Below are 25,021 nucleotides of genomic sequence, written 5' to 3'. Positions count from 1 at the left end.
GCGCATCCCCGTTTTCTCCGAAATAGAGTCCTTTTGTGAACAACAGCGAATTTAGCAGCCTCAATCTCTCCCCCGCCCTGCAAGAGAACCTCACCAGCCTGGGTTACCTGCAGATGACCCCGATCCAGGCCCAGAGCCTGCCCCTGGTGCTCGATGGCAAAGACCTGATCGCCAAGGCAAAAACCGGCAGCGGCAAGACCGCCGCCTTCGGCCTCGGCCTGCTGGCCAAGCTCAACGTCAACCGCCTCGAAGTGCAGGCGCTGGTGCTCTGCCCGACCCGCGAACTGGCGGATCAGGTGGCTCAGGAGATCCGTCGTCTGGCGCGCGCCCTGCCCAACGTCAAGCTGGTCACCCTGTGCGGCGGCACCCCGACCGCACCGCAGTCCGCCACCCTGAGCTTTGGTGCCCACATCGCCGTCGGCACCCCGGGTCGCATTCTCAAGCATCTGGAGCAAGGCACGCTTGAGCTCTCCGGCCTCAAGACGCTGGTGCTGGATGAAGCGGATCGCATGCTGGACATGGGCTTTGGCGAAGATATCAACCGGGTCATCAGCTATGCCCCCCAGCAGCGTCAGACCCTGCTCTTCTCCGCCACCTATCCGGAAGGGATCGCCCAGATGAGCCGCGGCGTGCAGCGCAATCCGGTCGAGGTGAGCGTGGAGTCCCTGCACGAGGGGAGCGCCATCGAACAGAAGCTTTACGAAGTGCCTGCCGGTCAGCGCCTCGACGCCCTCACCTGGCTGCTGAGTCACTACCAGCCCAGCTCCTGCGTGGTGTTCTGCAACACCAAGCGCGCCTGTAACGACGTGGCCGACCATCTGGCCGCCAAGGGCTTCTCGGCGCTGGCGCTGAACGGCGATCTGGAGCAGCGCGAGCGGGATCAGGTGCTGGTGCGCTTTGCCAACGGCAGCGCCACCATTCTGGTGGCCACCGATGTGGCGGCCCGCGGCCTCGACATCAAGGAGCTGGGCGCCGTCATCAACTACGAGCTGACCTATGATCCGGAAGTGCACGTGCACCGCATCGGTCGTACCGGTCGTGCTGGCCAGCAGGGTCTGGCCCTGAGTCTCTATCAGCCGAACGAGGCCCAGCGCGTCAACTTTATCGAAGAGTACCAGCAGGCTCCGATGCCGCTGGGTGATCTCGACAGCATCGGCCGCGACATCAAGCCAATCGCACCGCAGATGGTAACCCTCTCCATCGATGCAGGCCGCAAGACCAAGGTGCGGGCCGGTGACATTCTGGGTGCCCTGACCGGTGAAGGCGGCATTGCCGGCGCCGACGTGGGCAAGATCCAGATCTCCGAGCAATACTCCTACGTCGCGGTCAAACAGAGCGTGGCCAAGGCTGCACTCAAGCGGCTGCAGGAAGGCAAGATCAAGGGTCGCAGCTACCGCGCCCGCAAACTGGGCTAAGGTTCTTTGCAAGCCGTTAGCCAGACCACAGGCGCCTGACAGGCGCCTGTTTCATATCTCCGATGCCGCCATGCGGCAAGACAGGCACCATGACCCAAGCAATCCAAACCGATGTGAGCTGCCAGAACTGCGAAGCCTGCTGCTGCCGCCTCGAAGTGATGCTCTTTACCGATACCGGCGTGCCGGACCGTTATGTACTGGAACGGGAAGGCGAGATACCGGTCATGCGCCGGCTGGACGATGGCTGGTGCGCCGCCCTCGACCGCAACACCATGATGTGCCGTATCTACGAGGTGCGGCCGCTGATCTGCCGCGAATTCGAAATGGGTGAGCCCGACTGCGTTGACGAACGGGACAAGTGGTTTATCAAGCTGGATTGACCAGGATCCTCGAATGCACTCACCACGATGATGTGCCCCATCCATGTACGAGTACGAGGTGCGACCGCTGATCTGCCGCGAATTCGAAATGGGTGAACCCGACTGCGTTGACGAGCGGGACAAGTGGTTTATCAAGCTGGAGTGAAACCCGTCCAAACGGTGAGCGAGGTGGTCAAGCGTTCGCAGGTTCACAGGGAGCGGTGTTGAGCTGCTCCCCCAGCCACTGGATGGCCGCTGCCTCCTGCTCGAAGTAACGTACCGCCCGAAAGGGTAATCCCTTGAAGATGTTATCCGCCAGATAGCGCTTGAAGCCCCCCACGAAGACCACCGCCAGAAACTGACAGCCACTCTCGGCACACCAGCCAAACTGGCGACGAAAACGGGCCAGCACCTCGGGCCCAGCCGCTTCAAACTCGGTCGCGACCTCGACAATCCCCCAGGGGCCATCCATCAATCCGGCCAGTTCGTGACGAAAGTGCGCCTCATAGGCCATGGCACCAGCCAGATTGAAGGGGCCACTCGGGCGGCAGATCAGCATCTGGCCCCTGCGCTCCATGTCAAATTGCCCATGTGGCTGCATGACTGCTCCCATTCCGTTACCACCACCATCGCCTGCAAATTGTTACCACAAGGTAATAATTTATAAGGAAAAGTCCAGCAGCAAACAGGCTTTCCCCAAAGCGTGATCATCCTATCCTGCAAACCGTCGGCACCTCATGTTACCGACACCCCGCACCGAACCGAACCGAACTCATGATGTGTGATTGCAGTTAACGAAACGTTACTGCTATTATCCGCGCCGCCACAAACATTCCACCTGCCGAAAGGTTTGGCACCCCAACAAGGATGTGCAATGAAAAACAGGGACTCGAGTCATTACCAACGGATCTGGCGCTGGCACTTCTATGCCGGTCTCTTTGTCGCCCCTTTCCTGATCCTGCTGTCACTGACCGGGATCGTCTATCTGTTCAAACCCCAGCTCGACAACCTGATGTACCCCGAGCTGATGAAGGTCGCCCCCGCCAGCCAGACCCTGAGTGCCGACCAGCTGCTGACCAAGGCGATGATGACCATGCCCGATGCCAGCCTGCGTAAATACCTGCCGCCTGTCGCACCCGATCAGAGCGCCCAGTTCATCGTCAATCAGGGGGATCGCGAGCTGACCCTGTTCCTCGATCCCGCCAGCGGCGCCCTGCTCGGCACCATGGACAACAAGTGGAATCTGCAAGCGGTGGCTCGCTCCCTGCACGCCGACCTGCTGCTCGGCACCACGGGGGACAGGCTGATCGAACTGGCGGCAGGCTGGGGGCTGGTACTGCTGCTGAGCGGCCTCTACCTCTGGTGGCCACGCAAGGGGCCCGGGGTGGGCGGCATCCTCTGGCCCAGAGTGAACCAGCGCGGACGCCTTTGGTGGCGGGATCTGCACGCAGTGGTCGGCTTCTGGGGAGCCGGTTTCCTGCTGCTGCTGTTGCTGAGCGGCATGACCTGGACCGGCTTCTGGGGCGATCAGTTTGCTGCGGTCTGGAACCGCTTCCCCGCCGCCATGTGGAATGAGGTGCCCAAATCGGCGCCACTGGCCCGCCCCCTCAATCAGGCTCACGAGCAGACCGTCCCCTGGGCGGTGGAGAACACCCCTATGCCCAGCTCGCAGCCGGTCGATGAGGGGCACGATCACGGTGCCATGAACCACGGCGAGCATGAGGGAGTGGTGATGGCAAGCCAGCGCATTGCGCTGCAACGGGTGGTCGAGATCGCCCATGAGCGGGGAGTCCAACCGGGTTACAGCATCACCCCGCCGATCGGCGCCACAGGCGTCTACACCATCGCCCTGTTTGCCGACGATCCGCGCAACGACGCCACCCTGCATATCGATCAATACAGCGGCAAGGTGCTGGCCGATGTGCGCTGGCAGGATTACGGCCCGGTCGCCAAGACGGTGGAGAGCGGCGTCATGCTGCACATGGGCAAGCTCTACGGTTGGCCCCATCAGCTCGCCATGCTGATCATCTGCCTGATGGTGCAGGCCAGCGCCGTGAGTGGTCTGTGGATCTGGTGGTGCCGCCGTCCGCAGGGCCGTCTCGCCGCGCCGCCACTGCCTGCCAAACTCCCGCCGATGCGTGGAGCCATCGCCCTGCTGATCCTGCTGGGGATCGCCTTCCCGCTGGTGGGCGCCTCCATGGTCACCATCTGGCTGCTGGATACCCTGCTCTTCTCCCGCCGCCCCCTCAAGGTGGTGCGCGCCAGCTAAACCGGCCAAAACCAAAAAGGGCTCCCATCTCGGGAGCCCTTTGTATTGTTCGCCTTGGCGAGCTGCGACCAGCTGTCAGGAGAGCGCCAACCCGATGGAGAGCAGCAGGCTGAACAGAAACGCGCTGATGGCGGTCTTCTTGAGGGAACCAGTCAGCACCTCGCCATCGTAGCTTTCGCGAAGGGTCTTGGCCGCATCGCTGAGAGGCTTCATGGCGGGCAGGAAGATCCACGGCCAGAAGCTGGCGGGCTGGATCAGGATAAAGGCGATGGTTGCGAGCAACGCCGCCCCCAACAGTACCCAGTGATAAGCGATGGCGCGGTTGCGGCCAAGGCGCACCGCCAGAGTGATCTTGCCGCTGGCGGCGTCGGTCTCGATGTCGCGCACATTGTTGATATTGAGCACGGCGGTCGCCAGCAGGCCACAGGCGGTGGCAGGCAATAGCAGATCCCACTCCAGCGTCTTGGTGAAGAGGTAGTAGGAGCCGAGCACCCCCAGCAGACCAAAGAAGAGGAACACCGAGATATCGCCAAACCCGCGATAGCCGTAAGGGGTCTTGCCGACGGTGTAGGTCACCGCCGCGACAATGGCCGCCCCCCCCAGCACCACAAATGCCAAAATCTGCAGCCACTGGCCGCCGAAGGCACAGCCCAGCAGCAGCAGGCCACTGGCCACCGCCGCCAGCGCAGTCAGCCCCATCGCCACGCACATCTGCTTTTTGGTGATAAGACCGGAGACCACCGCCCGCTGCGGGCCGATCCGCTCGCCGTTGTCGGCGCCGGAGACCGCATCGCCGTAATCGTTGGCCAGATTGGAGAGGATCTGCAGCAGGATGGCGGTCAGCAGAGAGAGCGCCATGATGGTGCCATCGAAGGCACCACGACTGGCAGCCAGCCCCGAGCCCAGCAGGATGGAAGAGCAGGCGAGCGGCAATGTTCGCAAACGCGCCGCCAGCAACCAAACAGAGAAGGTATTTGTCATTTTGTGATGGCCAAACAATCGGATATTGATCGTGTTAAGGGTTATCGAACCGGATTTGGGTATACTTGGCCCCGGAGAGTGAAGCTCCCGCGGGCGATTTACATGGACGAATGGGCAGATAATATATAGGAAATCATCGCCCTTTGGCATAAACCTACGGCATCCAGCTACCGGATCGCTCGTTACTACCCGGCTCAGACAAGAATCCATGTTGGCTCAGACCCATATCAAGCAACAACTGGACGCCCTGCGTCACAGCAACGTCAGCGGCTTCGTACGGTTGCGAGTGGCGATCGAAATCCGCTCCTTTCTGGGCTGGCTCGCGGCGCAAACCCTCTATCCCCGCATCTACTGGCAGGCCCGTGGAGAGGCTCGTCCCGAGTATGTCGCGCTAGGCGCCATCCATGAACTGACCGAACCGCACGCCATCAAGCAGGTGTGCACTAACACAGCCAACCAGCATCATGACGACAGCCCTCGCTACTATGGCGGGCTGGCGTTCGATCCGGCCCAATCCGGCTGGCAAGGGTTTGGCCCCTGCCGTTTCGTGCTGCCCCGCATCGAGCTGGTGCGCCGTGGCGAGTGCGTCAGTCTCTGCCTCAACCTATGGCTGGATGAAAACAATCTCGAGGCCGAACTGCAGGCGGCCGAAGCCGCCCTCGATGCCCTGCGCCCGGAAGCCCCGCTGCCCGCCCTGCAAAAGCAGCCCTGGCAGCGACAGGATTGCCCCGGCCCCGCCCAGTGGCAAACGCTGGTGGAGCGCGTCACAGCCCCCGATTTTCAGGCCCACACTCCCAAGGTGGTGCTGTCGCGGGAGAGCGTGCTGACCAGTCCGAACCATGATGCGGATATCAATCCCTGGGCCATGCTCGACCAGTGGGCCCGCCACGCCCAGGACTGCTTCCACTTCGGTTTTCAATTCTCCCCCGAGCAGGCCTTTATCGCCTGTTCTCCCGAGCGGCTCTACCGCCGGGAAGATCGCCACCTCTTTACCGAGGCGCTGGCGGGCACCATTCGCCGCTCCGGCGATGAAGAGGTGGATGCCCAACTGGCCGCCGAACTGCTGGCCGACAGCAAGAACCGGCTGGAGAACCGACTGGTACACGCCGACATCCTGAGCCGTCTGGCACCACTGACCCACGATGCCACCCTGACCGAGCCGCGCATTCTCAAACTGCGGCTGCTGCAACATCTCAAGTGCGATATCGAAGCCGAGATCAAGCCCGGGGTCTGCGACTGGCAGTTGCTCGACGCCCTCCACCCGACGCCGGCGGTGGGCGGCGCTCCGCGCGAGGCAGCGCTCGCCTTTATCCGCGAGTTCGAACCCTACGATCGGGGCTGGTACGCCGGAGCCTGCGGCATGCTGAGTCGGGAGACGTCCGAGTTCTCGGTCGCCATTCGCAGCGCACGCATTCAGCCGGGCAGCGTCACCCTGTTTGCCGGTGCCGGCATTGTCGCCGGTTCCGAGCCTGTCGCCGAGTGGGCCGAACTCGACAACAAGATCGCCAATGTGCTCTCCCTGCTGGGATAGTCATTCACCCTTTTCACGCTACGAGAGCCCCTATGCCCACCCGTAAAGAGCCTGCCAGCGAAGAGTTTGCCTGCCCCCCGTTTTCGAACCAGCACGCCACCTTCAACCACGTCTGGTCCTCCCTCTTGCTGGAGGAGCTCTTTCGCCTCGGGGTGCGCGACATCGCGCTGGCCCCCGGCTCCCGCTCTGCGCCGCTGACCATGGCGGCCGCGGCCCATCAGGGCTTTCGTCGTCACTTGCACTTTGACGAGCGCGGCCTCGGCTTTATGGCGCTGGGGCTAGCCAAGGGGAGCAACCGGCCGGTGGCGGTGATCATGACCTCGGGCACCGCGGTAGCCAACCTCTGGCCCGCCGTGGCAGAGGCCCAGCTCACCGGCGTGCCGCTGATTATTCTCTCCGCCGATCGTCCTCACGAACTTATCGACAACGGCGCCAATCAGGCGATCGACCAGCAAGGGATCTTCGGCCGCTACCCCGTCTATCAGCAGAACCTGCCGAGCCCCACCCCGACCATTCCGGCGGCGTTTGTGCTGAGTTCGGTGGACCAAGCCTTGGCCAAACAGGCGCTCACCCCCGGGGTGGTGCACTTCAACTGCATGTACCCCGAGCCCCTCTACCCGGGCGAGCACTATCAGGATTTCTCCGACTATCTGGCCCCCCTCGGTGACTGGCTCGGCTCGCGCAAGCCATGGAGCCCGTGGCAGCAAAACGAGCCGAACTGCCCACCTCAGGCAGAGTGGGAAAGCTTTCGGCAACAGCGCGGCATCGTTGTAGCTGGCCGCATTACCGACCCGAAGCAGGCACAGGCCGCCGCCGCGCTGGCGGAGCAACTCGGCTGGCCGCTGCTGGCGGATCTGCAGAGCCAGATCCGCTTCGACAGCCGCAACCTCATCCACATGGATATGGCGCTCAACGACCCTGAATTCGTCGCCGAGCTGGGCCGGGCCGAGGTGCTGCTGCAATTTGGCGCGCGGCTTGTCTCCAAGCGGCTCGGCCAGTTCATCAAACACCATTCATGGCAGGATTACTGGCTGGTGGATCCGCAACCGGCGCGGCTCGATCCCGACTACCGGCTGCGCAACCGGCTGCTCTGCAGCGCCAGCGCTTTCGCTGCGGCCCATCCGGCCACCATACAAGACCCTTGGCACACATTGGCCAAGCTGCAACACAATGCCAGTCAGCAGATCGCCGCTGCCTGCGAGCACTTCTCCGAGCTCGGGGTCTGCCATCGCCTCAACCGCCTGATCGAAGGCCAACTGTTTGTCGGCAACAGCATGCCTGCTCGACTGATGGATATGCTCGGCGAAACGGGCAAGGGGCCGAGCCGGGTGATGACCAACCGCGGTGCCTCCGGCATCGACGGCCTCATCGCCACTGCTTACGGATTTGCGCAAAGCAGCAACCAACCCACCACCCTGCTGCTTGGGGATCTCAGCGCCCTGCACGATCTCAACAGCCTCGCGCTGCTCAGCAAGGCAAGCCGACCGCTGGTGGTGATCTTGCTCAACAACGATGGCGGCAGCATCTTTCGTATGTTGCCGGTGCCCACCGAAGGGGAGCTGCTGGAGAGCTACTACCGGCTGCCCCACGGTCTCAGCTTTGAACATGCCGCCGCCATGTTTGGCCTCGCCTATCGGGCGCCGACCACACTGGCCGAGTTCGAACAGGATTACAGCGCCGCCCTCCAACATGGCGTTACCTTGATCGAGATCCGGGTACCGAGCGAGCAGGTGGCCGATGATCTCAAGGCGCTGGGGGCCGCCATCCGTGGCAAATAAAAATGCCCATGTGCCGCTGGTGCTGCTGCACGGCCTGCTGGGGGATGGCGGCGACTGGCAACCGGTGATCGACCGGCTGCCCGCCATCCACTGCATCGCCCTCGATCTGCCGGGTCACGGCCAGCATAGCGATCTCAACGTCAACGACTTTGAGCAGAGCCACCAGTGGCTGGTCACCGAGCTGGCCAGCCGCAACATTGAACGCTATCTGCTGGCGGGTTATTCGCTGGGGGGGCGACTGGCCCTCTACCACGCCAGCCGCGAGCCCGCCGGGCTACGGGGGCTGCTGCTGGAGAACTGCCACCCGGGGCTACCGGCCAGTGAGCGGGCCGCCCGCATCCAGCACGATGAACAGTGGGCGCGGCGCTTTGAGCAGGAACCACTGGCTGACGTGCTGGCAGACTGGTACCGGCAAGGGGTGTTTGCCGATCTTGACGATGCGGCCCGGGCCAGCCAGATCGCCCACCGCCTTGGCAACGACGGCCTGGGCATCGCCACCATGCTGCGCGCCACTTCGCTCGGCAAGCAGCCGGATCTCGCCCCCTGGCTCATGGCGAGCCAGCTGCCGGTTACTTATGTGAGTGGCAAGCGGGATCACAAATTCCATCAGCTGGCTTGCCAGCTGGCGAACCAAAATCGCAGAATCAACCACTTGGTGCTGGATGGCGGCCATAATCTGCACGCCCATCAGCCTGATAACTTTGCCCGACTCCTCGCGGAGTGGGTCAACCAACAAGAAGAGACGAGTCATGATTGAAGCAATGACGGAAGCTGAACTGTATGCTCCGGTTGAGTGGCAGGATTGCTCCGCCGGTTACGAGGACATCCTCTATCACAAGTCCAACGATGGTATTGCCAAGATCACCATCAACCGTCCCCAGGTGCGCAACGCCTTCCGTCCCCGTACCGTCAAAGAGATGCTGCAGGCGCTGGCCGATGCCCGTTATGACGATCAGATCGGCACTATCATCCTGACCGGTTTTGGCGAGAAAGCCTTCTGCGCCGGCGGCGACCAGAAGATCCGTGGCGACTACGGTGGCTATCGCGATGACGAGGGGACTCACCACCTCAACGTGCTCGACTTCCAGCGCGACATCCGCACCTGCCCGAAACCTGTGGTTGCCATGGTGGCCGGTTACGCGGTCGGTGGTGGCCACGTGCTGCACATGATGTGTGACCTGACCATCGCCGCCGACAACGCCCAGTTTGGCCAGACCGGCCCGAAAGTGGGCTCCTTCGACGGCGGTTGGGGCGCCTCTTACATGGCTCGTATCGTCGGCCAGAAGAAGGCCCGCGAAATCTGGTTCCTCTGCCGCATGTACGATGCCCAGCAAGCCCTCGACATGGGTCTGGTCAACACCGTTGTGCCGCTGGCGGATCTGGAGCGTGAAACCGTGCGCTGGTGCCGCGAAATGCTGCAAAACAGCCCGATGGCGCTGCGTTGCCTGAAAGCGGCGCTCAACGCTGACTGTGATGGTCAGGCGGGCTTGCAGGAGCTGGCGGGCAATGCCACCATGCTGTTCTACATGACCGAAGAGGGTCAGGAAGGCCGCAACGCCTTCAACGAAAAGCGTCGCCCCGACTTCTCCAAATACAAGCGGAACCCCTGATGACACTAGCCCTGTATCGCTATCAACTGCCTTTTACCCAGCCACTGACCTTTCACGGCAAGGTGGAGGTGGCGCGAGAGGGGCTGTTGGTGCGCATCAACGACGGCTGGGGGGAAATTGCCCCCCTGCCCGGCTTCTCGAAAGAGAGCCTGCAACAGGCAGAGGCAGAAGCCCTCGCCACGCTGGCAGCACTGGCCGCCGGCGACACCCCGAACCCCGTGCTGCCGTCGGTGCAATTTGGCCTCGACTGCGCGCGCCGGACATGGCCCGAGCAGCGCAACCCGCTGCCGGAGCCCTATCCCCTCATTCAAGGCTCCCCCCAGGAGCTACTGCGCAACTGGAAAGAGTGGCTGCACCGCACGCCCGGCAAGGCCAAGCTGAAGGTGGCACGCTACCCGATGCGTGACGAGTTGGCGCTGATCCGCCTGCTGTGCGACCGCATCCCCTCCCTCAAGCTGGTGCTGGACGCGAACCAAGGCTGGACCCGCGAGGAGGCGTGGACCTTCTGCGGCCACCTTGACCCGAACCGCATCGAGTATCTGGAAGACCCCTGCGCCGACTTTGCCGACATCGCCTTTGTCGCCAACCGCACCGGCATGCCGGTGGCGCTGGACGAGCTGCTGGCACAAGGCACGCCGTGGGAGCCGATCCCGCAACTGCGCGCGCTGGTGCTCAAGCCTACCCTGCTCGGTTCACTCGCCAACTGCGAAGCGCTGATCGCCCGCGCCCGCGAACTGCGGCTCAAGGTGATCATCTCCTCCTGCTTCGAATCGGATCTGGGCCTGAACCAGCTCTTTCATCTGGCGGGCGAATGGGCGCCGGAACAGGCGCCGGGTCTGGATACCCGCCGCTGGATGGCAGGCAATCTGCTGGGGGAAGATGGCAAACCGGATCTGAGCCGACTGGAGCAACTGTATTACCGTGATTGACCCCTCCCGTTCACCCGAACAGACGCCTTGCCCGGTACGCCACCGGGCAATCACAGCCCCGAACCGCATTGCCATCCACACCGCCTCGCCTCTCAGTTACCGCCAGCTCGATGCTCGCCTCAACAGCCTGTGCCAACAGCTGGAACAAGCCGGAGTGCGTCGTGGCGATCATCTGGTAGCGGTGGTGCGCGGTGCGCTGGAAGATGTGCTGCTGGCGTGGGCCTGCGTGCGCAGCGGTGTGGTGTTCTGCCCGCTCAACCCCGCCTTTCCTCTCGAAAAGCAGCGCGAGCTGGCGGTGCAACTCGATGCCGATGCCTTCTGGTCGGCAGGGGAGATCCCGGCAGGCAACTGGCAGCCCTTGCCGATCGACTTCACGCGCGAACTGCCAGCAAGAGAGGAAGCGTGGCCGCTGGAATCGACCCAACTCAACAATATGATCCTCACCTCCGGCTCCAGCGGCACGCCGAAAGCGGTGGTGCACCGGCTCTGCAACCACCTGGCCTCGGCACGCGGCTCTGCCCCCCTTATTCCCCTCGATGAGGCCTGCGGCTGGCTGCTCTCCCTGCCGCTGTTCCATGTCGGCGGCTACGCCATCCTGTTTCGGGTCTTTCTGGCGGGCGCCACGCTGGTACTGGATCAACGTGAACGCTCCCTCAAGGAGCGGCTGGAGTGCCAGCCCATCACTCACCTCTCGCTGGTGCCGACCCAGCTCTGGCGCCTGCTGGCAGAGGGTTTTGACCCCGCCCGTACCCGCCTGCGCGAGCTGCTGCTCGGTGGCGCCGCCATCCCGCAACCGCTGGTGAAGCGCCTCTGCGCCATGGGGCTCGAACCAAAGGTGAGTTATGGTCTCTCCGAGATGGGCAGTCAGGTCTGCACCGCTATCCCCGGCGATGCAGGCGTAGTTGGCAAACCGCTACCGGGACGGGAAGTGTGCATCAGGGAGCAGGAGATCTGCGTGCGCGGCGCCACCCTGTTTGCCGGTTACTACCGGGCTGGCGAGCTGGAACTGCCCCTCGATGGCGAAGGCTGGTTTCATACCCGCGACAAGGGGAGGTTCACTGCGGCAGGGGAGCTGCTGGTAGAGGGACGGCTCGATAACCTCTTCATCTCGGGTGGCGAAAACATCCAGCCCGAAACCATCGAGCAGCGACTGGTAGATCATCCCGCTGTCGCCCAGGCGCTGGTGGTGCCGGTACCGAGCGACGAGTGGGGGCAACGCCCCGCCGCCTTTATCGACTGGCACGGCGAACCGGTTCCCGACTCCGAACTGGCAGCCTGGATCCGCAGCGCCCTGCCCGGCTTTATGGTGCCCGACCACTGGCTCCCCTGGCCCGAGCTTGGCGGCAATCTCAAACCCTCTCGCCAACTGCTGGGCAAGGTTGCCCGACAACAGACCACTCGGGCACGACAAGCTGAATGAGATCGGACTCACATTTTACCGATCTTCTTTGAAAACAAAAAAAGAAACATGTGAGTCCTCACTGCGGCGCCAACCCACGAGAATCCGATCAGACTCAAAAAGTCACCATCTTATTGATTTATCTGATTTTTAATTGGCAATTGATATCCCTTTGGAACCGTTTAAATTGCCTTGCGATTACTCGCAAGACAATACACAAACAACAAAGGGATAAAAATGAACCGTTCAGGTACCAGGTGGCTGCTGCTGGCAGGCCCCCTGCTTTTGGCGACATCCTCGGCGCAAGCCAACTACTCCCCCAATGACTGGCGACAGTATCAGCTGACTGGAGAATCGAGCCGGCAACTGGCCGCTCGCATCACCGAGATCACCTACGAGCTCAAGGCGCGCAGCAGCAATGCTCCTTACCAACAGCTTAGGGTCTACCGTCGCTTCGACTGGCAGAGCAGCGATCTCGCCGCACTGGCCGAGCAGCAGTGTGGCGAGCCGCAGCTCAAGGTAGATGCGGGCTGGCAGATCCGCTTCGTGCGCTGTGAAGATCGGATTCCGGCGGGCAAGCTGATCCCGGCCAGCAGTTATGACTTCGGTTATGGCCTCAAGCAGGGTCGCTGGGAGCAACTGGCGGGCACGCCGACCGCCCAGCGGCAGGATCGTCTGCCGCTGCCACAAGCCATCATCCTGGGTCAGAGCGAGAGGGAGCTGGATCGCTGCGAACTCAACGCGCAGGGCCGCTGCGCCGAGTCGGAGTGGCACTATCAGCCGCAGGATTGGCAGCAGTTGCAGGTACTTGAAGAGACCCCGAGTGAGCGGGATGGCCGGTTGGAGCAGATCTTTTTCCGTCTGCAACCGGTGGCAGGCAGTCAGGCTGCCGCTCAGGTCAGCGAGATCCACGTCTGGCGCCGCTATCAATGGCAGCTGGATCAGCTCACGCCTCAGCAGGAGTGTGATGAGCCGCAGGAGCGCAAGGAGGGGAGCAACACCATCCGCTATCGCATCTGCCGTCAGGTGATCCCCGCAGGCAGCGAGGTTCAGGTAACGTTGCAAGATAGCGGCTACCAATACCCGGTCGCCGGCGGCGAGTGGCAACCCCTGCCAGAGAGCAAAGAGTGGCAGGAGAGCCGGGTGCTCAATCGCCCCATCGTGCTGGCCAGCAAGGAGGAGCAGCTGGAGTGCCGCCGCGCCAACGGTCGTCTCTGCTCCGAGCCCGAGCAGCCCGATGTGGATCTGCTCGACAGCGATGCCGCCAAACTGGTGGCCGACGTGAGCGGCCAGAACAGCCCTGCTTGGCAGGCGGATTACGGCCACGATGACGCCAAGCTGATGGCGGTGGTGCGCGGCATGCGTGCCCTACTGGCGGCCAACCAGCCGACCCATCCGGCAATGGACAAGCTGCTCTACTATGTGCGCGCCCACAACTACCACGGCGGCGTTGGCAAAGAGAGTGATCAGGCTGCCCGGGCACTAGCCGGGGTAATGATTGATCTGCTCAACCACCCATTGCTGCTGGGAGCTGAACCGCAGGATCAGGCTGGCACAGTGCTGGAAGCCTGGAGCGTGGCAGCGCAGGGACAACTTGGGCAAGCCGCCTTCCGCCAGAGTGCCGCCCCCATGCTGGCCCAGCTCAACCAGGCGCTCGGCTATGCGGTGCAACATGCGGCACAGATCAATGGCCACAAACCCTGGGCCGATGGCCTGTTCGAGCTGCTCAATCTGGTCGATCAGAGCGCCTCTTACGGTCAGCAGGCTGACTTCAGCGCAGCTGTGCTGCAGCAGGAAGCGGCATTGCGCCAGAGCCTGCTGCAACTGGGCCTGAGCGAGCTGGCCCTCTGGAAACAGCGCGATGGCTCACGGGATCTGTTTATCTTCAACAACATCCTCGATGCCCACAGCCGCCTCTACCAGATGATGCGCTACCTCCATCACACCAGCCCGGATAAGGCGATCGCCTATCGCCAACAGCTGGATCGCGATGTCATCGCCATCATGCGCCAGCAGGGACTGATCCCGGGCGGCCAGCATCCGACTACCATGCTGGAAGAGGTCTCCCTGACCCTCTCCAGCTACTACCTCACCTACACGGATCGCACCAGCGAAGCCTGTGTCAGCGGCGAGTTCGCCGGGCTTTGTACCCCGATCCGCATGGAAGATATTCTGCCGTTCGAGCACACCTGCTCACCCACCCTGCGTCTGCGCGCCCAGGATCTGACCTTGGCTCAGGCCGAAGGGATCTGCCGCGAGCTGGGTGATGAAGAGCAGCGCTTCCACCAGCAGATGGAGACAGGCTGGCAACCGGTGGCCGATGATCACAACGAGGCGCTGGAGCTGGTGATCTTCAACTCCTCCGCCGACTGGGGCCGCTACGGCAGCGCGCTGTTTGGCGTCTCCACCGACAATGGCGGCATCTATATCGAGGGGGATCCGGCTCGGCCCGGCAATCAGGCCCGCTTCTTCGCCTATGAGGCGGAGTGGAAACGCCCCGCCTTCCAGGTGTGGAACCTGCGCCACGAGTACGTTCACTATCTCGACGGCCGCTTTAACCAGTACGGCAGTTTCGGCCACTATCCGCTCAACCGCACCACCTGGTGGGCCGAGGGGATTGCAGAGTACATCGCCCACGGCCAGTGCTTTGCCCGGGGTCTGGATAACGTGGCAAACCGCCCCGCCAACCAGCGCCCGACACTGGCGGCGATCCTCCACCTTGACTATGAGCAGGGTGGCGAGATGGTCTACTCCTGGTCCTATACCGTGCACCGCTTCCTCAACGATACCGGTCGCGGCGCCAGCTGGCTGGCGCTGGCACAGGCGCTGCGCAATCCGGATCGGCAGCAGGCGATGAGCGACTTCGAAGGGGAGCTGGACCGGCTGATCGCCAACGACAGCGACGCCTATCAGGCGTGGCTCGCCCGGGATCTGCTGCCCTGGTGGCAAGCACACAAGGAGTCAGACGCCTGCAAGGGTAACGACTCCGCCCACTGATAAACCTTCACCGACCAGAGGGGCTGCCATTGCAGCCCCTCTCTTTATCCTCCCGCTCTCCCGGCCTCTGCTGCGACAACCTCTGCCCGAATGAGGTGCCCGCCCGTTATCAAGCCTGACGCCAGCGGCCGAGTTGTAATAGAATGCCGATAGCCACTCCCAACTTCAGACCCTGACCGCACCGCGCATGAAGAAGTTTGCCAAGATCCTCCTCGCCTGCCTCGTTTTGCTGCTGGCCCTGATTGCCATGCTGCTGGGCTACAGCGAGTGGATCGTCTCGGATGCCCGTCACTACACCTACGATCAGGTAGACAAGGTGCCCTACAACCGGGTTGCGGTGGTGCTGGGTACCTCCAAATATCTCTCCGGTGGCGGCCCCAACCACTACTTCAAATACCGTATCAAGGCGGCGGCCGAGCTCTATAACAATGCCAAGGTGGACTTCATCATCGTCTCCGGTGACAACGCTACCGTGCAGTACAACGAGCCACGCCAGATGCGCCGCGCCCTGATCAAGGCGGGCATCCCCGCCTCCGCCATCTATATGGATTTCGCCGGATTCCGCACCCTCGACTCAGTGGTTCGCGCCAAAGAGGTGTTCGGCCAGGAGCGCTTTACCGTGGTCTCCCAGGGCTTTCATAACGAGCGGGCCATTTTCATCGCCCGCCATTTCGGTATCGATGCGGTCGGCTTCAATGCCGAGGACCCCAGCGCCTATCAGGGGGTCCGCACCCGGGTGCGGGAAGTCTTTGCCCGTCTGATGGGGCTGCTCGACCTCTATGTACTGGACAAGGGGCCCAAGTTCCTCGGGGCACCGGTCCCCATCGGTCTGCCTGTGCCTTGCCAGTCACTGAGCACCATCGGCAGCCTGCAACCCTGCCTAAAACAACCCAAACCGGCGGTGGATGAGGCCAAGCCAGCGGCAGTCTCTGCCGCGGTTGCCACCGAGTCGGCTACTCCATCTGCCTCGGCCGCGACAGCACAACTCAACCCTGCTGTATCCGCTGCGGCAACGACTGAGCCGGTCACTCCCGCCAAATCCGCGGCACAAACCACCGCCGAGATGCCCAGCGCGGCCTTACCCACATTGCCGATGACCCCTTCAGCCGCCAGCTTCAGCACTGCCACACCATAAACAGACGACCCGCCAACTGGCGGGTCTTGTTATTACTGCGCGGGTTGTGGCGGCTGTACTGCAAACCAATTCCCAGCGACCAAGTCAGCCTCGCGCCGCCTGATAGCGGCGGGCCACTTCGGCCCAATCCACCACCTGATAGAAGGCAGCTATATAGTCAGGACGCTTGTTCTGGTACTTGAGATAGTAGGCGTGCTCCCATACATCCAGCCCCAGGATCGGGGTATGGCCATGCATCAGGGGACTATCCTGATTGGCACTGCTCTCCACCTGCAATCTGCCCGCCTTGTCCACCACCAGCCAGGCCCAGCCGCTACCAAAACGGCTCAGAGCCGCCTGAGTGAAGGCCTGCTTGAAGGTATCGAATCCCCCCAATTCCCGCTCGATGGCCAGAGCCAGCTCACCACCCGGCTCACCGCCCCCCTGCGGGCTCATCACCAGCCAGAACAGGGAGTGGTTGGCATGGCCGCCGCCATGGTTGCGTACCGCCCCCTGCAAGGTGGCAGGCAGAGTATCGAAGCGGCGCAGCAGAGCCTCTACCGGCATTGCGGCCAGCTCTGGCGCTCCTTCCAGCGCGGCGTTGAGGTTGTTGATATAGGTCTGGTGATGACGGCTGTGATGGATCTCCATGGTCAGTGCATCGATATGGGGTTCCAGTGCGTCGTAGGCATAGTTCAGGGCTGGCAGGGTATGGCTCATGATGACCTCTGTTCGGATTAATGGAGCCGGGATGAGGGCTCGCTCTGACACAGGCAGTGACCGAGCGAACGCATGATCCCGGCGTGGCTGCCGTGGCGCTGTACGAACGTCAGCAACTCGGCTCGGGTTGTGCGGGTATGGCGCAAAGCAGCCTCTCGCAGGCGAGAGGAGCAAGCGGGGGAGTGACAGGTCGCCAGCAGGCAGTCGTGCACATAGCAGAGCAGGTCGGCGGCGCGATCGGGCAGAGTCATGGCCACCAGCAGATCCGCCAGATTGTGGTGAGCCACGACCAGCGCCGCCACCGCCTCATCCGCGTCGTGCCACTGCACCAACTGCTGACGAGCCAGCCAGAGCGCCTGCTGATAATGAGCCAGAGCCTGATGATACTCGCCGCAGTCAAACAGCCGGTTGCCCTCTCGGGTCTGCTGTTTCCAGTGACTCATGCTGCTGCCACCTTCGGTCGACTCGACCCACCCCTTCACCCAGGTTGCTGTCATATGCTTCACACCAGCAAATGATAATAATTATCATTACATGAATCATATCCGGGAGACAAGGGGCGTCGGGATCGCAGCAAACAGCCAAAACCGCGCGGCCACCCCTTGGCAAGGAGTGGCCGCTTGAGGCACCGGTCAGTGGATTCGACCGGCTAATTGGAAGTTAATGGCAGATCAGATGTTGTTGGCGGGCGAAGGCGGGGCAATTCCCAGCAGCATGTGATCCATCATCCCCACCATGCGCCCTATCTCGGGCTTGGTGATGGTATCGTTGGCCCCCAGTTGCAGTGCTTTCTGACGGTTGTCATCGCTCATCAGGGAGGAGAACATCACGATGGGCATCTCCTTGTAGGAGGGGGTATCCCGCAGTCGCTTGAGCAGGTGCATACCATCCATGCGCGGCATCTCCACATCGGTGATCACCGCATTGACGAAGCCGGTCACCGGCATTCTCTCCTCCTGGGCCAGACGATCGAAATCCGTCATCATCTCCAGTCCCTCTCCCCCGTCCTTGGCCGTGATCACGTTGTAGCCAGCGGTGCGCAGGGTGGTCTCGATCATCTTGCGGATAAAGGCCGAGTCATCCACCACAAGAATGGTCTTGCCCTGGCGCAGTGCCATCATGCGATCGTCGATGAGCACCTTGCGGTCCTGAGTGACGTCGTACTTCTCCATGCTGAGCTCGGGGTTGATGTCGGCGATGATCTTCTCGAAATCGAGGATCATGATGAGGTTGCCATCACGCCTGACCACTGCCACCACGCAGTCGTTCTCCCCCGCCTCCAAAAACTGGCTGGGGGACTCCACATCCTCCCAGGAGACCCGGTGGATCCTGCTGACACTATCGATCAGGAAGCCGTTGGCCATCTTGTTGAAGTCGGTGACGATCACCACCTTGTGGCTGGGATCCGGGTTGGTCTTGATGCCAAGCCACCCCGCCAGATCCACCAGCGGGATCAGCCGATCCCGCAGGGAGAAGACCCCCACCATATGGCGCTGGGCATTGGGATAATCTGTGGTTTCCGGCACCCGGATCACCTCGCGTACCTTGGCGACGTTGATCCCGTAATAAGCGGTTTTTTCACGGCCGTCCGGTAGCTGCTTCTTGAGGTGAAACTCGATGATCTCAAGTTCGTTGGTGCCACTTTCGGTCAGGATAGATTTACGCTCTTCCCCATCTTTGGACATCATGGTGACTCTCATTCTGGTTGCGCGGGCAGCAGACCGCTGCGGTTTTCCTTCAGTATAGGAATGGAATTCACCCAACGGCTCGGATCTCGGCAAGATTGCAGCGTTAACCGCTTGATCCCGCAGGCTGGCGGGAGCGTATCTGCCAATCAGGACAACATTGGCGGATGGTGAAATCCATCATGTACTCACAAGGAGCCTGAGATGAGTGAAGGCATAGTCGTGATTGGCGCTTCTGGCGGGATCGGGGCGGCTCTGGTGACACACTGGTTGGCGGCGGGTGTCGGGCCAGTGATTGCCATCAGCCGTCAGCCCGCACCTGCTGGCCTCTCATCGCCGGCCCTGCACTGGCTATGTTGTGATTACAGCGATGAGCAGATGGCAACTGCGGTAGCCCGCATCGCGGAGTTGGCACCGAGACCGCACAGGGTGGTGATCTGCAACGGCATCCTGCATCAGGGGGAGATCCAGCCAGAGAAGCGGCTCGAAGCAATCAATCTGGATGCCATGACCCGTATCTACCAGACCAATGCCTTGCTGCCGCTGCGCTGGATCAGCCAGCTGTTACCGCTGTTTGGCCGCGAGCCTTGCACTCTGGCCGTTCTCAGCGCCCGGGTCGGCAGCATTGGTGACAACCGAGCGGGCGGCTGGTATGGCTATCGTGCATCCAAGGCAGCCCTCAACATGCTGCTCAAGTGTGCCGCCATCGAGCTGGCCCGGCGGGCCCCAGGCGTCAAATTGCTGGCCTTCCATCCCGGCACAGTGGATACCCAACTCTCCCGCCCGTTTCACGCCAATGTACCGGCGGGAAATGTGCAGAGTCCCGAGCTGGTAGCCGACCATCTGATTAACCTGATGAACCGGCTGCAACCGGATGGCGAGCTGAGCTTTCTCGACTGGCAGGGCAAACCTATCGAGTGGTAGGGGAACTCAAGAGACGCGCCAGCAGCGCCCGCAACCTCTTGATCACGGCGGGCTTGCCAGCCAGTTGCAACCTCGCAGCCAGTCTTCCCCAGTCGGCATATTGCCAGATGGCTGCGATCAGCAGATAACGCTCTTCAGGGGTCAGTGAACCCAGCACAGCCAGATTGCGCGCCAGCCACAGCTGCAAGCTGGATTGGCTCAGTTCGAACGGCTTGTGATGCAGGGCAAAGCACTCAACCTCATCGCGCTCGAACTCGCCAAGCTCCGCTGCGGTGACGGTACTGCCTTGCAGGCATTGCCATACCAACTCGGGATCCAATCCTTTCAATTCACCCGCCAGCAAGGTCGGCAGCTGGCGAATGAAACGCTGCTGCCATTGATTCAACTCGATCTCATGCTCGGGTTTCAGCGCTTTGAGCAGCAGGGCTGCGTGGCATCCGCTGGCGGCATCCCGTTGCAGGCCGATGCGCAGCACCTCCAGCCCTGCCTTGCGCCAGAAAGGGAGCAGGTCGGCGCTGGCCGAAAAGGCCGAGCCGAGGTAGTCGATGCCAATCTGACGATAGTGCTCCTCAAGCTTGCCAAGCAGCAGCGAACCCAGTCCGTGCCGGTGCAGCCCGGGGTGGATGGCGATACGCATCACCCGGGCGTAGCTGCGCCCCCCCGCCGTTTTAAAACCAGCGTGGGCCAGCAGCGACTGGGGCAGCAGATGGCCGCGCGGACGGCGGCGACCGGCCCAGATCTCCTCGGCCAGCTCGGGCTCTATCTCCCCTTCCCGCGCCACCAGCACCACACCCAGCAGGCTCGCATCCTGCTCCAGCAGATGGATGTCGAGATCCGGGCTCTCCAGCAGGGATCTGAGATCGCTCGGCGTAGTCTGGTAGTGAGCCAGCACCAGCAAGCCGAACAGCTGGTTGAGCAACGTCTCATCGCTCGCCAGCGCCTCTTGGCTGACCAGACGCCAGCTCGGGCTGGTAGGCGGCAAGGGCGTTGCCACTTCGGCATCAAGCCCCAGCAGGCGGAAAATCAGCGGCTCCAGCGGATCACGCTCACTCCAGCGAATGGGCTCAGAGAGGTGGATCTCCTGCCACTCCGGGGTCTGGCTATCGAGCACACGCTTGAAGCGCAGGTGAAAACCGCGCCCCGTCCCCTCGTAACCATGCTCGGTGGTGGCAAACACGATGCGGCTGTGGCGGGCCAGCATGGCCTCGAGCAGCGGGGTCGGAATGGCGGCCGCTTCATCCACCAGCAGCAGATCGGGATTAATCGCCTCGTGCACCAGCCGATCCGGCGAACAGTAGCTCAACCCGGTCAGCTGTTCCGGCGTAGTATCTAGCCCGCAAGCGGCGTGGGCAAACAGGGTCGCCACCGTTGCCTGCGAGGGGGCCGTAACAACTATATTCAGCGAGGGTTGCTGGCGCAGCAGCTCGGCGGCAGCCAGGCCCAGCAGTGCACTCTTGCCACGGCCACGGTCGGCGCTCAGCACCAACGGCCGACGACGATGGCCGTGCAACACCTTGTGGATGGCGGGCAGCGCCCGCGCCTGATCGCAGCTCAGTCTGCGTTCGGGCCCAAGCGGTTGCCATGGCTGCGAGCAAACCGGCGGCTCCAGAGAGAGGGCTGGATCACCTTCCAGCAACCGAACCAGTCGGGCGATAAAGCCGTGGCCGGCCCGGCTCGCCTCTTCCGGCTGGGCCACCAGCCGGATCCGGTCAGGATCCGGCCATGCAGGCCACTCTACTCTTGGCGGGGTCAGCAGCAACAGCAAGCCACCGGCGCATAGAGTGCCCGCCAGCGCCCCGAAGGCATCGGGGTGAAAGCCGCTGAAGGCGTTGAACACCAGCGTGTCGCACTCCTGACCGAGCCGCTGCAGCGCCTTGGCAGCGGGTTGCGGGGCATAACACTCGGGCCCGGCACCCAGCCAGAAGACGGTCTCGCCGAGCAGGGATTGGGCGCGGGTAATGCAGTCGGCCTCCTCCCCCTCCAGCCAGATCAGGCGCCGTTCACCGGCGCGGGCCAGCGCCTCGCGCAGCAGGGTGACCTCTTGCAGTGTCATGAAGCTTGGCTGTCAGCCGGTTTGCGGGGCTCGAACATGCGATCTCCCATCTGATCGATAAAGGTGTGGGCCTTCTGCACCATGAAACGCTCGGCATCGGCCGGATTGGCAAACAGATCGGAGCGGATGAAACGATGGGTTTGCAGCACGCCGTCCAGCTCCTTGGTGATGCGGCCAGCCAACCGATACTGGCCACCTTCTGCCATGGGCTCTGGATAGATGAGATAGCCGGCATATTCGGTGGGAGTGACTTCCGGCGCCTTGGTCGGCTCGCCCCCGAACAGGGCGCTGAACAGTTTCTTGAGCATGGTGATCTCCTCTGGTTGCCAGCATTGTCCCCAAGGGGTTGCACAGTGGCAAGCAGGGGATCTTATTACCAATGGTTATTTGCACTACGAACTATTCTCATTTAGATTTCATTTAATTTCAGCGCGAGGTAACCACCATGTATGTCTGTTTGTGCCGCGGCATCACAGATACCCAGATCCGCAAAGCGGTGCAGTCAGGTAAAAGCGAATTCCGCCAGCTCAAGCAGTCGCTCGAGGTGGGCGCCCAGTGCGGCAAGTGCGTGCGCATGACCATGGAGATTATCGCCGTCGAACTCGACAAGATGGAGCAGGAGCAACCCGTGCTCTACTACGAAGTGGCCTGATCTGGATACCTCTTTTCTGATGCGACCCGCCAACAGGGTCACCCCTTTTCTCAGGCGAGCCGGCTCGCCAGACCTCTTGTTGTCACTTTTCTGGACTAAGCTCTAACGATCGGAGCCTCAGGCACGAACCAAGGAGCACTGTCGATGAAAGGAGATCCCAAGATCATTGCCCACCTCAACAAGGTGCTGGCCAATGAGCTGATTGCCATCAACCAATACTTCCTGCACGCCCGCATCTACGATGACTGGGGCCTCAAGGCGCTCGGGCAGAAGGAGTATCACGAGTCTATCGATGAGATGAAACACGCCGACGAGCTGGTGAAGCGGGTGCTGTTTCTGGAAGGGCTGCCCAATTTGCAGGATCTGGGCAAGCTGCGCATCGGTGAAACGGTGGAAGAGATGCTGCGCTGCGACCTCTCGCTGGAGATGGATGCCATTCCCGACCTGAAAGTGGCCATCGCCTACGCCGAATCGGTGCAGGATTACATCAGCCGCGACCTGTTTCAGGAGATCCTGGAAGATGAGGAGGAGCATGTGGACTGGCTGGAGACCCAGCTCGATCTTATCGATCGCATCGGGCTGGAGAACTACCAGCAGTCGCAACTGCACCACGGCTCCTGAGCCAGCAGGCCAGCAAGCAAAGAGACCCGCCAGCGCGGGTCTCTTCATTTGAGCAGCCATGACCCGAAAACTTTTCGACAGGATCACAGTTAATACGCCCGACGCAGCATCTGTCATGGCTTTCGATTAGGATACGGCTCTCTTCCAATAACAATGCTACGGACGATTTCCATGGAACAGATTGCACGCGAGATGGCGCCCCACAAACGGGTGGCTCTGGTGGCTCACGACAACATGAAGACCCCTCTGCTGAACTGGGTGATGCGCCGCAAGGAGGAGCTCAAGCTCCACCACCTCTATGCGACCGGCACCACCGGCACCATGCTCGGCAAGCAGGCGCAACTGCCCATAACCTGCCTCTTCTCCGGCCCCATGGGGGGCGACCAGCAGCTCGGCGCCCTGATCGCCGAAGGGAAGATCGACGTGCTGATCTTCTTCTGGGATCCCCTCAATGCGGTGCCGCACGATCCGGATGTGAAGGCGCTGCTGCGGCTGGCTGCGGTGTGGAACATCCCAGTCGCCACCAACGAGGCGACCGCCGATTTCATCATGGACAGCCCCCATATGCGGCAGGCATTCAGCGTACAGATCCCGGATTACGCCGGTTATCTGAAGGCGCGCACCGAGTGATCGGCTAACCCGTCATGCAAGAGGGCCGCAACAAGCGGCCCTCTTTAATTGGGAAAATGCATCAGCCAGGGAAACAAACCGGCGCCGACTTATAGCGCCCGGGCGAGAATGCGTGCCACCCGATCGGGGTCGATATCCTGCTGCTCACCGAGCGCGGTGCGCCCCACCCGCTTGAGGTTGGAGCAGACCGCCGGAATGCAGCTTTCGCTGAGGCCATAGTCGGCAAGCCGGGTCCCCAGTCCCATCTTCTGGAAGAACTGCTCGGTGCGGATGATCGCCTCCTCGATGCGCAGGGCCTTGTCCTCGCGGGTCGAATGCCACACCCGCTCGGCAAACTGGGCCAGCTTGTCCTGCTTCTGGCTCGCCCGCTCACGGAGCAGCGAAGGGAGCACCACCGCCAGACTCTGGCCATGATCCAGCCCGTAGAGCGCCGTCAGTTGATGGCCGATGGCATGAGAGGCCCAATCCTGCGGCACCCCGCAACCGATAAGGCCGTTGAGCGCCAAACTGGCCGCCCACATCAGATTGGCCCGCACCTGATAGTTGGTCGGCTCCGCCAGCGCCTTGGGGCCGTTCTCCACCAGCACCTGCAGCAAGCCTTCCGCCAGCCGATCCTGCACCTCGCCTCCCACCGGAAAGGTGAGGTACTGCTCGGCGATATGGACGAAGGCATCCACCACTCCGTTACCGGTCTGGCGAGGCGGCAGACTGTAGGTGGTCGCCGGATCGAGCACCGCAAATTGCGGCTGCACCAGCGGACTTCTGAAGGAGATCTTCACATCCCCCCGGCTCACCACCGAGGTGGGATTGCTCTCGGAGCCGGTCGCCGGCAGAGTCAGCACACAGCCCATCGGCAGCGCCTTGTGCACGCTCGCCTGCTTGCCGCAGATATCCCAGGGATCACCCCCCTCGTAGCAGGCGGCGGCCGCAACAAACTTGGTGCCATCGACTACCGAGCCACCACCGACCGCCAGCAGGAAGTCGATGCGCTCGCGCTTCACCTGCGCCACCGCCTCCATCAACAGCTCGAATCTGGGGTTGGCGCCGATGCCGGGAAACTCCTGCCACGTCACCCCTTCCAGGGCCCGGGTCAGCTGCTCATAGACGCCGTTTTGCTTGATGCTGCCGCCGCCGTAGAGCACCAGTAGCCGGCTGCCGGGGGGGATCAGTTCGGGCAGGCTGGCGATCTGCCCCTCGCCGAAACAGATGCGGGTCGGATTGGCATATTGGAAGTTGTACACGGCGGACTCCTCGACTGGCTCAATGCGCGAACATTGTGCGCCTGCAGCCCCGCCAGGTCAAAAACGGGAGCTGGCTATCAAAATGGAGATTGCCGGTCTTGGCCGAGGCATTT

General features: G+C 62.2%; 23 protein-coding genes. 15 read left to right on the top strand and 8 right to left on the bottom strand.

Annotated elements, in window-relative coordinates; all coding sequences use genetic code 11:
• Positions 1 to 35: 35 nt before the first annotated feature.
• Positions 36 to 1,415, top strand: coding sequence for an ATP-dependent RNA helicase DbpA (gene dbpA / locus G5315_RS06775; protein WP_421332789.1), 1,380 nt, complete (start codon positions 36 to 38; stop codon positions 1,413 to 1,415).
• Between the two features lie 89 nt (positions 1,416 to 1,504).
• The gene (locus tag G5315_RS06770; RefSeq protein WP_005363120.1) at positions 1,505 to 1,795 is read left to right on the top strand and encodes a YkgJ family cysteine cluster protein; all 291 of its coding nucleotides are present in this window, start codon (positions 1,505 to 1,507) and stop codon (positions 1,793 to 1,795) included.
• 172 nt (positions 1,796 to 1,967) lie between these two features.
• Here G5315_RS06770 and G5315_RS06765 read toward each other — a convergent pair whose 3' ends face one another.
• A complete protein-coding gene (locus tag G5315_RS06765) occupies positions 1,968 to 2,375 on the bottom strand; it encodes a hypothetical protein (RefSeq protein WP_421332788.1) in 408 nt (135 codons plus the stop codon).
• A 273-nt stretch (positions 2,376 to 2,648) separates the two neighbouring features.
• Here G5315_RS06765 and G5315_RS06760 point away from each other — a divergent pair, with 273 nt between their 5' ends.
• Complete coding sequence (locus G5315_RS06760) at positions 2,649 to 4,043, top strand: PepSY-associated TM helix domain-containing protein (RefSeq protein ID WP_421332787.1); 1,395 nt, start codon at positions 2,649 to 2,651, stop codon at positions 4,041 to 4,043.
• Between the two features lie 75 nt (positions 4,044 to 4,118).
• Here G5315_RS06760 and G5315_RS06755 read toward each other — a convergent pair whose 3' ends face one another.
• Positions 4,119 to 5,024: a 1,4-dihydroxy-2-naphthoate polyprenyltransferase gene (locus G5315_RS06755; RefSeq protein WP_005363134.1), complete on the bottom strand. Its 906-nt coding sequence runs from the start codon at positions 5,022 to 5,024 to the stop codon at positions 4,119 to 4,121.
• Positions 5,025 to 5,232: 208 nt separating this feature from the next.
• On the opposite strand from G5315_RS06755, the gene G5315_RS06750 reads away from it, so the two are divergent.
• The 8 genes from G5315_RS06750 to G5315_RS06715 all read left to right on the top strand — a co-directional run bounded on the left by G5315_RS06750 (position 5,233) and on the right by G5315_RS06715 (position 16,403).
• Positions 5,233 to 6,555: an isochorismate synthase gene (locus G5315_RS06750; protein ID WP_421332786.1), complete on the top strand. Its 1,323-nt coding sequence runs from the start codon at positions 5,233 to 5,235 to the stop codon at positions 6,553 to 6,555.
• A 32-nt stretch (positions 6,556 to 6,587) separates the two neighbouring features.
• Complete coding sequence (gene menD / locus G5315_RS06745; RefSeq protein WP_421332785.1) at positions 6,588 to 8,333, top strand: 2-succinyl-5-enolpyruvyl-6-hydroxy-3-cyclohexene-1-carboxylic-acid synthase; 1,746 nt, start codon at positions 6,588 to 6,590, stop codon at positions 8,331 to 8,333.
• Entirely contained in the window at positions 8,293 to 9,090 is a 798-nt protein-coding gene (gene menH, locus G5315_RS06740; protein ID WP_421332784.1) for a 2-succinyl-6-hydroxy-2,4-cyclohexadiene-1-carboxylate synthase, read from the top strand. The genes menD and menH overlap by 41 nt, the downstream gene beginning before the upstream one ends.
• On the top strand, positions 9,083 to 9,943 hold the full coding sequence (menB, locus tag G5315_RS06735) for a 1,4-dihydroxy-2-naphthoyl-CoA synthase (protein WP_042081860.1): 861 nt from the start codon (positions 9,083 to 9,085) through the stop codon (positions 9,941 to 9,943). The genes menH and menB overlap by 8 nt, the downstream gene beginning before the upstream one ends.
• Positions 9,943 to 10,872 (top strand): o-succinylbenzoate synthase, encoded by a 930-nt coding sequence (gene menC / locus G5315_RS06730; protein WP_421332783.1) that lies wholly within the window; start codon positions 9,943 to 9,945, stop codon positions 10,870 to 10,872. Before menB ends, menC begins: the two co-directional genes overlap by 1 nt.
• A complete protein-coding gene (gene menE, locus G5315_RS06725) occupies positions 10,865 to 12,292 on the top strand; it encodes an o-succinylbenzoate--CoA ligase (protein ID WP_421332782.1) in 1,428 nt (475 codons plus the stop codon). The genes menC and menE overlap by 8 nt, the downstream gene beginning before the upstream one ends.
• Positions 12,293 to 12,508: 216 nt before the next feature.
• Positions 12,509 to 15,268 carry a collagenase gene (locus G5315_RS06720; protein WP_421332781.1) on the top strand — a complete coding sequence of 920 codons (2,760 nt, stop codon included), beginning with the start codon at positions 12,509 to 12,511 and terminating at the stop codon, positions 15,266 to 15,268.
• Positions 15,269 to 15,455: 187 nt separating this feature from the next.
• Positions 15,456 to 16,403: an ElyC/SanA/YdcF family protein gene (locus G5315_RS06715; RefSeq protein WP_421332780.1), complete on the top strand. Its 948-nt coding sequence runs from the start codon at positions 15,456 to 15,458 to the stop codon at positions 16,401 to 16,403.
• A gap of 84 nt (positions 16,404 to 16,487) precedes the next feature.
• On the opposite strand, the gene G5315_RS06710 is transcribed toward G5315_RS06715, so the two are convergent.
• From G5315_RS06710 to G5315_RS06700, 3 genes are all read right to left on the bottom strand, one after another.
• The gene (locus tag G5315_RS06710; RefSeq protein ID WP_421273719.1) at positions 16,488 to 17,102 is read right to left on the bottom strand and encodes a superoxide dismutase; all 615 of its coding nucleotides are present in this window, start codon (positions 17,100 to 17,102) and stop codon (positions 16,488 to 16,490) included.
• 17 nt (positions 17,103 to 17,119) lie between these two features.
• Positions 17,120 to 17,599, bottom strand: a complete 480-nt coding sequence (locus G5315_RS06705) for a hypothetical protein (RefSeq protein ID WP_005354955.1) — start codon at positions 17,597 to 17,599, stop codon at positions 17,120 to 17,122.
• Between the two features lie 174 nt (positions 17,600 to 17,773).
• The gene (locus G5315_RS06700; RefSeq protein WP_005335957.1) at positions 17,774 to 18,790 is read right to left on the bottom strand and encodes a chemotaxis protein; all 1,017 of its coding nucleotides are present in this window, start codon (positions 18,788 to 18,790) and stop codon (positions 17,774 to 17,776) included.
• A 201-nt stretch (positions 18,791 to 18,991) separates the two neighbouring features.
• On the opposite strand from G5315_RS06700, the gene G5315_RS06695 reads away from it, so the two are divergent.
• Complete coding sequence (locus G5315_RS06695; protein ID WP_421332779.1) at positions 18,992 to 19,711, top strand: SDR family NAD(P)-dependent oxidoreductase; 720 nt, start codon at positions 18,992 to 18,994, stop codon at positions 19,709 to 19,711.
• Here G5315_RS06695 and G5315_RS06690 read toward each other — a convergent pair.
• Positions 19,698 to 21,764: a tRNA(Met) cytidine acetyltransferase TmcA gene (locus tag G5315_RS06690; protein ID WP_421296589.1), complete on the bottom strand. Its 2,067-nt coding sequence runs from the start codon at positions 21,762 to 21,764 to the stop codon at positions 19,698 to 19,700. The genes G5315_RS06695 and G5315_RS06690 overlap by 14 nt on opposite strands.
• The gene (locus G5315_RS06685) at positions 21,761 to 22,072 is read right to left on the bottom strand and encodes an HlyU family transcriptional regulator (RefSeq protein WP_005354958.1); all 312 of its coding nucleotides are present in this window, start codon (positions 22,070 to 22,072) and stop codon (positions 21,761 to 21,763) included. The genes G5315_RS06690 and G5315_RS06685 overlap by 4 nt, the downstream gene beginning before the upstream one ends.
• A 137-nt stretch (positions 22,073 to 22,209) precedes the next feature.
• On the opposite strand from G5315_RS06685, the gene G5315_RS06680 reads away from it, so the two are divergent.
• The 3 genes from G5315_RS06680 (at position 22,210) to G5315_RS06670 (ending at position 23,667) form a co-directional block, all read left to right on the top strand.
• Entirely contained in the window at positions 22,210 to 22,416 is a 207-nt protein-coding gene (locus G5315_RS06680; protein WP_374838865.1) for a bacterioferritin-associated ferredoxin, read from the top strand.
• 144 nt (positions 22,417 to 22,560) lie between these two features.
• Entirely contained in the window at positions 22,561 to 23,037 is a 477-nt protein-coding gene (gene bfr, locus G5315_RS06675; protein WP_421332778.1) for a bacterioferritin, read from the top strand.
• A 171-nt stretch (positions 23,038 to 23,208) separates the two neighbouring features.
• Entirely contained in the window at positions 23,209 to 23,667 is a 459-nt protein-coding gene (locus G5315_RS06670) for a methylglyoxal synthase (protein ID WP_005354960.1), read from the top strand.
• Positions 23,668 to 23,756: 89 nt separating this feature from the next.
• Here the strand turns inward: G5315_RS06670 and G5315_RS06665 are convergent, their stop codons facing one another.
• Positions 23,757 to 24,908, bottom strand: coding sequence for an iron-containing alcohol dehydrogenase (locus tag G5315_RS06665; RefSeq protein ID WP_335838276.1), 1,152 nt, complete (start codon positions 24,906 to 24,908; stop codon positions 23,757 to 23,759).
• Between the last annotated feature and the right edge of the window lie 113 nt (positions 24,909 to 25,021).

Source organism: Aeromonas sp. 603607 (assembly GCF_049171595.1).
In the GTDB taxonomy this organism is placed as follows: Bacteria; Pseudomonadota; Gammaproteobacteria; order Enterobacterales; family Aeromonadaceae; genus Aeromonas; species Aeromonas veronii.
This window is presented reverse-complemented; position numbering and strand designations above follow the sequence as displayed.